At 30.1% G+C, this 10,574-nt stretch carries 12 protein-coding genes and 1 pseudogene; all 13 read left to right on the top strand.

Translation table 11 applies throughout. From position 1 onward, the window contains the following. Positions 1-1,357, top strand: a pseudogene (locus WKS98_RS09505) (helicase-related protein); the annotation flags it as partial. Positions 1,358-1,400: 43 nt separating this feature from the next. After that, entirely contained in the window at positions 1,401-2,057 is a 657-nt protein-coding gene (locus WKS98_RS09500) for a DNA-binding protein (protein WP_284793611.1), read from the top strand. Between the two features lie 141 nt (positions 2,058-2,198). Further along, entirely contained in the window at positions 2,199-4,157 is a 1,959-nt protein-coding gene (locus WKS98_RS09495) for a DNA methyltransferase (protein ID WP_052151278.1), read from the top strand. Position 4,158: 1 nt separating this feature from the next. Continuing rightward, on the top strand, positions 4,159-4,566 hold the full coding sequence (locus tag WKS98_RS09490; RefSeq protein WP_039121406.1) for a hypothetical protein: 408 nt from the start codon (positions 4,159-4,161) through the stop codon (positions 4,564-4,566). Between the two features lie 163 nt (positions 4,567-4,729). Beyond that, entirely contained in the window at positions 4,730-4,864 is a 135-nt protein-coding gene (locus WKS98_RS09485) for a hypothetical protein (RefSeq protein WP_255371036.1), read from the top strand. A 303-nt stretch (positions 4,865-5,167) separates the two neighbouring features. Continuing rightward, complete coding sequence (locus WKS98_RS09480; protein ID WP_425329677.1) at positions 5,168-5,398, top strand: Fic family protein; 231 nt, start codon at positions 5,168-5,170, stop codon at positions 5,396-5,398. Between the two features lie 44 nt (positions 5,399-5,442). After that, positions 5,443-5,694, top strand: a complete 252-nt coding sequence (locus WKS98_RS09475; protein ID WP_051403570.1) for a hypothetical protein — start codon at positions 5,443-5,445, stop codon at positions 5,692-5,694. A gap of 485 nt (positions 5,695-6,179) precedes the next feature. Next, positions 6,180-6,278, top strand: a complete 99-nt coding sequence (locus WKS98_RS09470; protein WP_439096147.1) for a nucleotidyltransferase domain-containing protein — start codon at positions 6,180-6,182, stop codon at positions 6,276-6,278. A gap of 149 nt (positions 6,279-6,427) precedes the next feature. After that, positions 6,428-6,562, top strand: a complete 135-nt coding sequence (locus WKS98_RS09465; RefSeq protein WP_258451868.1) for a hypothetical protein — start codon at positions 6,428-6,430, stop codon at positions 6,560-6,562. Next, the gene (locus tag WKS98_RS09460) at positions 6,532-6,870 is read left to right on the top strand and encodes a GNAT family N-acetyltransferase (RefSeq protein WP_111829051.1); all 339 of its coding nucleotides are present in this window, start codon (positions 6,532-6,534) and stop codon (positions 6,868-6,870) included. Before WKS98_RS09465 ends, WKS98_RS09460 begins: the two co-directional genes overlap by 31 nt. 445 nt (positions 6,871-7,315) lie before the next feature. Further along, positions 7,316-9,271 carry a tetracycline resistance ribosomal protection protein Tet(T) gene (gene tet(T), locus WKS98_RS09455; RefSeq protein WP_013668947.1) on the top strand — a complete coding sequence of 652 codons (1,956 nt, stop codon included), beginning with the start codon at positions 7,316-7,318 and terminating at the stop codon, positions 9,269-9,271. Positions 9,272-9,493: 222 nt separating this feature from the next. Beyond that, positions 9,494-9,670 carry a DUF1697 domain-containing protein gene (locus tag WKS98_RS09450; protein ID WP_196793341.1) on the top strand — a complete coding sequence of 59 codons (177 nt, stop codon included), beginning with the start codon at positions 9,494-9,496 and terminating at the stop codon, positions 9,668-9,670. Between the two features lie 418 nt (positions 9,671-10,088). After that, positions 10,089-10,574, top strand: a 486-nt coding sequence (locus tag WKS98_RS09445) for an LD-carboxypeptidase (protein ID WP_498918810.1), incomplete at its 3' end; no start/stop codon positions are given.

Here is a 10,574-nt window from a genome sequence, read left to right as displayed (position 1 = left end):
AAATAAGCAGAAATTCATTTCTCAAATTATGACTTCAAAAACTCCAGTAAGAGTTGCAGAAGATGTTGATGAAGCAAGTCTATCTTATTCAGAAATTAAGGCTTTAGCTACTGGCAATCCTCTAATTAAAGAAAAAATGGATTTAGATAACGAAGTTACAAAAATAAAAATGCTTGAAGCAAACTACAAGTCTAATAAATATAAGCTCGAAGATAAGGTAAATAAAATTTATCCTCAAAGTATTTTAAAAACTGAAATGGAAATACAAGCAGTTAAAGAAGATATTGCAAATGTTGAGAAATTAGGAGAAGGAGATAGCAAATTCACTTCAATCAGTCTTGGGACAAATAAAATTTTAGATAAGAAAGAAGCTGGAGAGAAGCTATTAGAAGAAATAAAAAAGGTAAAGATAAATGATAGCAAGGTTATTGGTAAATATAGAAATTTAGACTTACAAGTTTCATATAACTTTATGACTAACACTCACACTTTTAAACTTCTAGGAAAAGCAGAATACTTTGGAGAGTTTTCAAACTCTACTGATGGTAATATAACAAGGCTTGATAATGCCATTGAAAAAATGCCTTCAAAACTTGAAAGATTAAATCAAAACCTTGAAAACTATAAAGAATCTTTAGAAAATGCCAAAGTAGAATTGACAAAACCATTTGAAAAAGCAGATGAGTTAAGGGATAAGACGCTAAGATTAGCTGAGATTAATAAACTTTTAGATATGGGAGAAGTAGAAGAGTTAGAAAACCAATCACCACTATTAGAAGATTTAAAGAGGGCGATAGTTGATTATTCTAACTATGAGTTTTCAGAATCTAATAGCTATGAAGACTTTGACAAACTATATCCCGATTTAAGCCATATAGGACTTGCCTATACAGAGACACCAGATGGTAAGCACTCTATTCAATATGAGGTAAATTTGGAAGAAAAAACATGGACTCAGTATGTAGATGATGTAGCTATTAGAACAGAATCTTTTGTAGATGAAGATATATCTAATTCACAAGCTCTTAAAGATATGACTGAAGCCATAAAGATGTCAAGTTTTGATGATCTGGTATCAGTAGATGAAGAAGATTTGAAACAAGCTTTAGGCTTAGAAATAGATGATGATGGAAACTTCTATGATCCACTTGCAAAAGATCTTGATAATGACGGGATACCAGATAGGTATGACAATGATTTTAAAGATAGTGATTACTTTGAATCAACTTATGATGTAGAAGATAATCTTAACGCAAGGGAAGAGAAGCCATCAATATTAGGACAAATATCAAAATTCAAATCAGAAGAAGAAAAAGATAAAAACCAAGAAAAAAGTGAAAAAGGACAAGAACGATAGAGGAGAGCGAAAGGCTCTCCTTATTCATTACAAGGAGGAAAATATGGAATACAAAGATATTAGAGAAAACTTAGAAGAAATGATGAATGATAATTACAAAGATTTTATAAAAGCACTTGTGAGTATAGAAAAGGGTGTTAATGATGAAAAGGCACTTGAAGAAGTCTATGTTTTATATATGAACAATGATACAACAGGTCTACTAAGCGATGACTTTGATTATATGATTGATGATATGAAAGAACAAGGTAAGATTGTTGAAAATACCAATGAACTTGAAGAAAAAGATAATCTTATAAATCTCGTGGGTAATATATCAGGTCAAGTAGAAAATCTTGAAAGAGAAAACGCTAATGGAGAAAAGTTCAAAGTAAGTAATTTTTCAATTGTTTCAAAAGATGACAATGGAAATAAAGTTTATACCAATTGTTCAGCCTATGGAGATAAGACAAAAGATTTAGAGAACCTTAAACAAGGCGATTTTGTTAAAATCTTCGGACAAGTAAAAACAAGCATTGATAACAACGGAAAGGAACATAAAAATGTTCGTATTTTGTCTTCTAAGCTCTTAAAAGCAAAAGAACAAGTAAAGAGTCAAGACAAGGATAAAAAGTCCATATTAGGGCAAATAAAAAGCTTTAAGATAGATGACAAAACTAAGTCAACTAAGAAAGACCATAGCAAAGGTGCAGAAAGATAAATATCGGCAGTCTTCGGACTGCCTTTATTTTTTTGGTTTTTTATTACAATGAAGCGAGGCATTGAAAATGAACAATAATTCATGATACAATAAAGTATATATTAAATTCGAGAAAGTGTAAAAATAATATAGGTGAATTAAATGAATAGATTAAATGAAATAGAAAAGAAATATATAATAAACCTTATAGAAAATGGAGAGCAAATACCAGAAGATTATAAATATATGCTATTTCCAAATCTTCAAGAAGAATATGAATTAACATATGCAGGGAAAATGAGAAAAGAAGATATCCTTGCTGGTGAAGATGGAACATTCCCTGTACCACTACAAATAGATCGCATATTTAATGGTGATGAACATCCAGCTTTTGAAGATGGATGGAGGAATATGATAGTATTTGGAGATAATCTTCAGTTTTTAAAAACAATAAACGAAAATAAAGATCCGTTAATAAAAGACAAAGTTAAAGGAAAAGTAAAACTTATTTATATAGATCCACCTTTTGCTACACAAGATGAATTTGAAAATAAAGAAGGAGCAAAAGCTTATAGTGATAAGAAAAAAGGGTCTGAGTTTCTTGAATTTATAAGAAGGAGACTTATTTTAGCCAAGGAAATACTATCTGATGATGGTTCAATATATGTTCATTTGGATGAAAAGATGGTTGATTATATAAAAACTATTATGGATGAAATTTTCGGCAAAAATAATTATAAAAGACAAATAATATGGTTTACAAAAACATCTTCAGGATATAAAACAAAAGCAGAAAACTGGATTAGAGGTCATGACGTAATTTTATACTATTCAAAATCAGACAATCCCATATTCAATAAACAATATATTTTAGATTATAAAAAAGAGTATTTGGCACGATTTAAAAAAATAGATGATAATGGGAGAAAGTATAGAGATGATAGAAGTAACGGTGAGAGACAATATTTAGATGAATTGAAAGGTATTGCTATAAATGATGTTTGGGATGATATAATGTCTTTTCAACAAGCTGCAACATCAAAAGAGATAACAGGATATCCAACTCAAAAGCCAGAAGAATTATTATCACGAATAATAAAAGCTTCCACCAACGAAGGAGATCTTATTATGGATTTTTTCGGAGGATCAGGAACAAGTATGGCTGTGGCAGAGAAACTTGGAAGACGTTGGATAACATGCGATTTAGGGAAACTAGCTTTTCTTACCATGCAAAAGAGAATTCTACAGATTCAAGACAGCAAGAGCTTAGAAGATAAATCAAAAATATATAGTAAACCAGCAAAGTCTTTCATAACTTGTAAACTTGGAATGTATGATTTAGGAACTACATTAAATCTTGAATGGGATAAATATAAAGATTATGTATCTCAACTTTTTGAATATGATACTAAAGAAATAAAATCTTCAGGAGTAAAATTTGACGGAGAAAAAAGAGGATTTCCAGTAAAAGTTTTTAATTATATTGAACATAAAGAGTCGGCTGTAGACTATAATTATATAAATGAACTTCACAAGAATATAAAATCTAAGAGATATAGTAGAGTATATATTGTTGCTCCTGCAACAAGAGTGGATTTTATTGCAGACTATGAAGAACTAGATGATACAAGATATTACTTTCTAAAAGTTCCGTATGAAATGATAGAAGAACTTCATAAAACACCATTCACAAAGTCTAGACAGCCAAGAAGTAAAGATGATGTAAATGATATAGAAGAAATGAAGGGATTTCAATTTATATATACACCAGAAGTTGAGTGTGAATTAGTAGTAACGAAAAAAGAAGCAATTTTAAAAGTTGCAAAATTCATTAGCGATCCACTTAATGGCATAGTATCAGACAATTTTTTAACACTATCAAGTATATTTGTGAACTATGATTATAATGGAAAAGAATTTTTATTAGACGATGTAAGATTTTGGAATGAGATAGAAAGCAACAAAAAGGAAGATAGAGATACAAAAATAAATTACAACGATAATAAAATTGAAAGTATAGAGTGGCATATACCAAATAAATTATTGGGAGATAAAACAGTATTTATATTTACGGATGTTTACGGTAATGATGTTACTGTATCTTTATCTAAGGAGAAATAGAATGGAAAGTAAAATTGTATTTAATCAAAAGGATTTGATTCTTAAAGTAAATGAAAATTATAACAGATCATGTCTTAACTTAGATAAGTGGGAAAGATTTTTGGACATTTTATGTGGAGATAGAGTATACCAAAAAGAGGCAATAAAATCTGCGGTAGTTTATTTAGCTTCAGGTATGTATAATTCATTAGCTGATATAGTTGAAGAAAATTATAGAAATAATTCAGAATTAATGAAAAAGTATTTAAAGCTTGATGATTATAAAAAAAGTCTTCAAATTAAGGATAAACTATTTGCTAATATAGATTTAGCTACAGGGGAACGTGTCATAATAGTGATGGGTGCAGTTAATGTTATGAAACCAAGGGTTTCAGGAACTTTAAATAAATATATTTTGTGTATTGCTTAGAGTAATTAAAGTTGATTGCTGTAAGCAATGTATGAGAGGGGGCAAGAATATTAGTTCTTTAATAGTTGACAATTAGTTAGTATAATTACATTTAAAATAATAATAATAATTACGTATATGTAGTATTAAGCGAACTTAATTGAAATTAAAGGAGTGAACTCATATGATTAATGTTTTACCTTCACTTTTTATTTCATTACCTTTATACCTAGGAATACCAGCAATAATCCTATATTTTGTAATAAAAACAGCCGTGAAAAAGGCAATAAAAGAACTAAAAGATGAAAATATATTATAATTAAAGAAGCGTGTAGTTTATAAACTGCGTCGTGGATATAGAAAAATGTGCAACAAATCTTTTGGGTTTAGTGATAATTTTAATAGTTAAAAGCTGATAACTTCTTACATAAAAGAGTAAGATTTTCAGAAGGCATAATCCCAAAAGAGTTTATAGAATAACAGGGGGAATATGGAACAAGAGATATGTTATATGAAAAGGAGGTATGATTTATGTGGGAAAATACAGAATTAACAAAAAAGAGCTTATGAACTTTTTGATGACGGGATAATAGATACTTTTGAAGTAGGAACATTTAAGGGAGTGCAACAAATTCATCATTATATATTTCAAGATGTATTTGATTGTGCAAGAAAAATAAGGACAGTTAATTTATCAAAAGGTAATTTTCGTTTTGCTCCTGTTGGATTTTTAGAATCTAACCTGGAAGTTATTGAAAAGATGCCAGGGTCCGATTTTGATAGTATTATTGAAAAATATGTAGAAATGAATGTTGCACATCCTTTTAGGGAAGGGAATGGTAGAAGCCAGTAAAATAAATATTCCATCAGAAAACTATAGGAAACAAGCAAGAAACATTGCATAATGCTGCTAAGTCCATTGAGCAGAGAATTGAAGGTTTGGGGGAAATAAAAGCTCTAGAAAACGTCAGCGCTATTCGTTTTAAACAGAGCAAGGCATTTGAACTTCATAATCCCTACCCTATTATTGGAGAAGAAGGGAATAGGAACTTTGGGGATAATGTGCTATTTAAAAAAGCCTCCTTCCAAATTCCTATCGGGGCAAATGTGGCACTAACTGGAGAAAATGGTACTGGAAAACAACTCTAATCGAAATGATATTAAACCATGAAGATGGTATATCAATATCCCCTAAGGCAGAAGTAGGCTAATTTTCCTAAAATGGGTATAAATATAACCATAATCGAAAGGTTATGGAATTTATACAGGAGGATTGTGATTACAATATTTCCAAAAACCGCTCATTACTCACTTCCATGGGAATTAAAGATGGGGATATTAACAAAAAACCATCTGTTTAAGTGGGGGCGAAATTATTAAATTAATGCTGGCCAAAAAGCTTATGGGTAGTTATAATATATTATTAATGGATGAACCAAGTAATTTTCTTGATATACCTAGCCTGGAGGCACTGGAAGTGTTAATGAAAGGGTATGCTGGAACGATAATTATTTTATTTTTAGTACTGATAAATTGTAAGTGGACCAATAAAAGGGACTATAGCTTTTGATATTAAAGGGGTGTATTAGTATGGTAGACAATGCTATTCAAATGGTAACAGAGAAATTATCTTCTTGGCCTTGCGTGAGAGGTATTATATTAGGGGTTCATGTGCAAGAGGCACCCATACAGAAGATTCTGATATAGATGTGGGAATTTATTACAATGCGTAATCATTTGACCTGATAGCGATTAATCAAATTGCTACAGAATTGAATGATGAAAGATGTGGAATTGGGAATGTAAAAGCCATTTTATAAAAGACTAGTTCAACAAATGGGACAGATTACTTAATAAATTATTAATTTTAGGAGAATGATAAATGAATGTAAAAACCTTTACTGCGATGACTGAGGCAGGCTTAGACAGAAAAGTAAATAATCTTTTAAATGGTAATTCTTTTGATGTCGTAGATATAAAGTATTCATCCTCAATTTTTTATATGAGGGCTGTATAGTAGGTACAATAGAATATGGACCTGCCAGTGACCTAATTAATAGTTGTACACATGGAAAATATAAGAACCTTTATGAAATAGGTACAGTTTTTGTAAGACCAGATTACCAAGGACAGGGTATAGGTAATTTACTATTGAATGCTATGATTCAAGAATTACAATGTAAAGGAATCAAAGAGTTTTGTATGGATAGTGGATATTCCAATGCACAGAAAATATGGAGAAAAAGGTTTGGTGAACCTGAATATTTCCTAGAGAATTATTGGGCAGAGGGTCAACATCATCTAATCTGGAAAATTAAGATTTGAATATATCATGTAAAGATGAATTCCTATAAAAATCTCTACGAGTTATTAGTAATATGACAAGTTAAATGCGTTAAGGGATCAAATCTTCCTTGACAAATATAATAAAAACAAATATTATAATATGTAGTATTAATTAAAGGAGTTTTATCATATGAGGCATAGTATTTTTAAATAACTATTAATAAAATAGAACAAGTACATTTTCCATACTAGTTAATATTTGTATGGCTTGTTAATTGTACTTTTATTTAAAAATATTCTCATAATAATAAATTTATATTTTTATGTATTATAAGGCATTGACCAGATTAAAGATATAGCACGATTATGCTATATCGAATTGTATATGTCATATTTACTTTAAGCAGTTATATAAAAAATAAGTTCCCCTGTGAAGAGAGTATTTTATCACAGGGGATTTTTTATATAATTATGGAGGTATAAAATGAAAATTATTAATATAGGAATATTAGCACATGTTGATGCAGGTAAAACAACTGTTACAGAAGGTTTATTATATAAAAGTGGGGCGATTAATAAAATTGGAAGAGTTGATAATGCTACAACGACAACGGATTCGATGGAACTTGAAAGAGATAGGGGAATAACTATACGGGCGTCTACAGTTTCATTTAATTACAATGATACAAAGGTAAATATCATAGATACACCTGGGCACATGGATTTCATAGCCGAAGTTGAGCGAACTCTGAAAGTGTTAGATGGAGCTATTTTAGTAATTTCAGCAAAAGAAGGAATTCAAGTCCAAACTAAAGTGATTTTTAATACTTTAGTGAAATTAAATATACCAACACTTATATTTGTGAATAAAATAGATCGAAAGGGAGTATGTTTGGATGAGATATACACTCAAATACAGGAGAAATTAACTTCTAATCTTGCAATAATGCAATCAGTTAAAATAAAAGATAAAGGTGATTTTGAATTGACAAATGTAAGGGATGATAAAGTAATTCAAAGTCAAATAATAGAGAAGTTACTGGATATAAATGATTATCTAGCAGAAAAATATATAAATGGCGATGTCATTGCAGAAAAAGAATATAATGATGTATTTTTGGATGAGATTAATAACTGCAATCTTTATCCTGTATTTCATGGTTCGGCTTTAAAAAATATTGGAATTGACGAGCTATTATTTGCCATTACTAAATATCTTCCTACCAAGAGCTATAATACTGAAGACCTTTTATCAGCGTATGTTTATAAGATTGATAGGGATGAAAAATCTAGAAAGATGACTTTCTTAAGAGTATTCAGTGGGAATATAAGGACACGTCAAGATGTTTATATAAATGGCACAGAAGAAACTTTCAAGATAAAAAGTCTGGAATCAATTATGAATGGTGAAATTGTGAAGGTAGATCAGGTTAATAGTGGGGATATTGCTATTATTTCTAATGCTAATTCTCTGAAGATAGGTGATTATATTGGTAAGAAATATGACGGGATTTTAGATATAAAGATAGCCCAACCGGCATTGAGAGCATCAATTAAACCTTGTGATTTAAGCAAAAGAAGCAAACTGATAGAAGCACTATTTGAATTAACTGAAGAAGACCCATTTCTCGATTGTGAAATTAACGGAGATACTGGAGAAATCATATTGAAGCTATTTGGAAATATTCAAATGGAAGTAATAGAATCACTACTTAAAAGCCGATACAAAATAGATGCTAGATTTGGTGAATTGAAAACAATATATAAAGAACGACCTAAGAGAAACTCTAAAGCAGTAATCCATATAGAGGTTCCACCAAATCCTTATTGGGCATCTATTGGACTGTCAATAGAACCACTACCAATAGGGTCAGGATTATTATATAAGACAGAGGTGTCCTATGGATATTTAAATAATTCATTTCAAAATGCAGTAAAAGATGCTGTAGAGAAGGCTTGTAAAGAAGGGCTTTATGGATGGGAAGTTACAGACTTAAAGGTAACTTTTGACTACGGATTATACTATAGCCCGGTAAGTACCCCCTCTGACTTTAGGAATTTAACACCATATGTATTTTGGGAAGCTCTTCGAAAAGCAGGAACTGAAATATTAGAACCTTATTTAAAATATACAGTTCAAGTTCCAAATGATTTCTGCGGAAGGGTTATGAGTGATCTTAGAAAGATGAGGGCTTCTATTGAAGATATAATAGCCAAGGGAGAGGAGACAACTTTAAGTGGAAAGATACCTGTTGATACATCGAAGTCCTATCAGTCAGAATTACTTTCTTATTCAAATGGAAAGGGTATATTTATTACTGAGCCTTATGGGTATGATATATATAATGATAAGCCTATAATTAATGATATTGGGAACGACAATAATGATAGCAACAAGGAAGGGTTAAGATATTTATTTCAAAAACAGGATGAAAATTGAGGCCTAAATATAAAATTTAAAATAGAATCGAGAAATCATAGTTTTAAAATAGTTGATGAGGGAGCATACCTGTATCAATTAGAAAACTTGAATGGTAGTACATTACTAAAAAAATGAAATTGGTGTTTTTTTACTTCTGAATGATAGGAAAAATATAATTTAGATGACAGATTTAAAACGAGTATTTGGATCAAATTGAATTTTATGAAGTAAAAGACATATATTCAAAGTGGAAATATTCTATTCAAATCAAATGAAGTGGGGGAATCCCTACGTAATAAAATTGAACATAAGATCAAGGCAGTTTTCGGGACTTTCATAAAGATTATTTTGAGGATTTCTATAGTGTTAGAACAGATTATTTTGGATTGCCCATTCTCTAAGGATGAAGTAACATAAGCAGAGACATTATCAGAAGTAGTAAGTCTATATGCTGTATTATTGACACATAATCTTGTAAAAGATAAGATTGAATACATAGATATTTATCGAAGTGAAAGTGATAAATATCATATTGTAGAGAGGGATGTATATCTTTTATTCTATATTAAACTAATATTGGCTTGAAAACTTATTTATAATAAAATAATAAATTTCAAAGGGGCAGATCAAATAATCTGGACATTTTTTTCTTGCCACCGAGGAACGTGTCATAATAGTGACAGGGTGCATAAATGTTTTAACATAAGGGTTTCAGGGATTTTTATTGAAAGCATTCATGCATTGGTTAGAGCAATTGGGTATAATTGTTGTAAGTAGTGCATGAGAAGTTATGAATTGGAATATTTAATATAACATATTCAGGAGGAGTGTTTAAATGATTGCTAATAAATTAAAAATTGGAGATGAGATAAGGGTTATAGCTCCTTCTCGAAGTTTGAGTGTAGTAAGGCAAGATACTTTTGATAAGGCTTTAACATTGTTAACGGAAAAAGGTTTTAAAATAACTTTTTCACGAAACAGTCGTGAAATTGATGAAGTGAACTCTTCAAGTATCGAGTCTCGTGTTGAAGATTTACACGAAGCCTTTTTAGATAAAAATGTTAAGGCTATACTTACCTGCATAGGCGGATTTAATGTTAATCAAATATTGGAGTATATAGATTATTCTTTAATAGAGGCTAATCCCAAAATTATATGTGGATTTTCTGATATTACTGCTTTGCTTAATGCCATTTATTCTAAGACAGGTTTAGTTACTTATCATGGACCCCATTTCTCAAGTTTTGGCTTTGAAAAAGAAACTGACTATACATATTCATATTTTGAAAGATGTCTTATGAATTCTGATAAGTATAATATA

Source organism: Lagierella sp. ICN-221743, from assembly GCF_037890055.1.
Lineage (GTDB): Bacteria > Bacillota > Clostridia > Tissierellales > Peptoniphilaceae > Mediannikoviicoccus.
The sequence above is the reverse complement of the archived record's forward strand: the minus strand, read 5'-3'. Positions and strand labels throughout refer to the sequence as shown.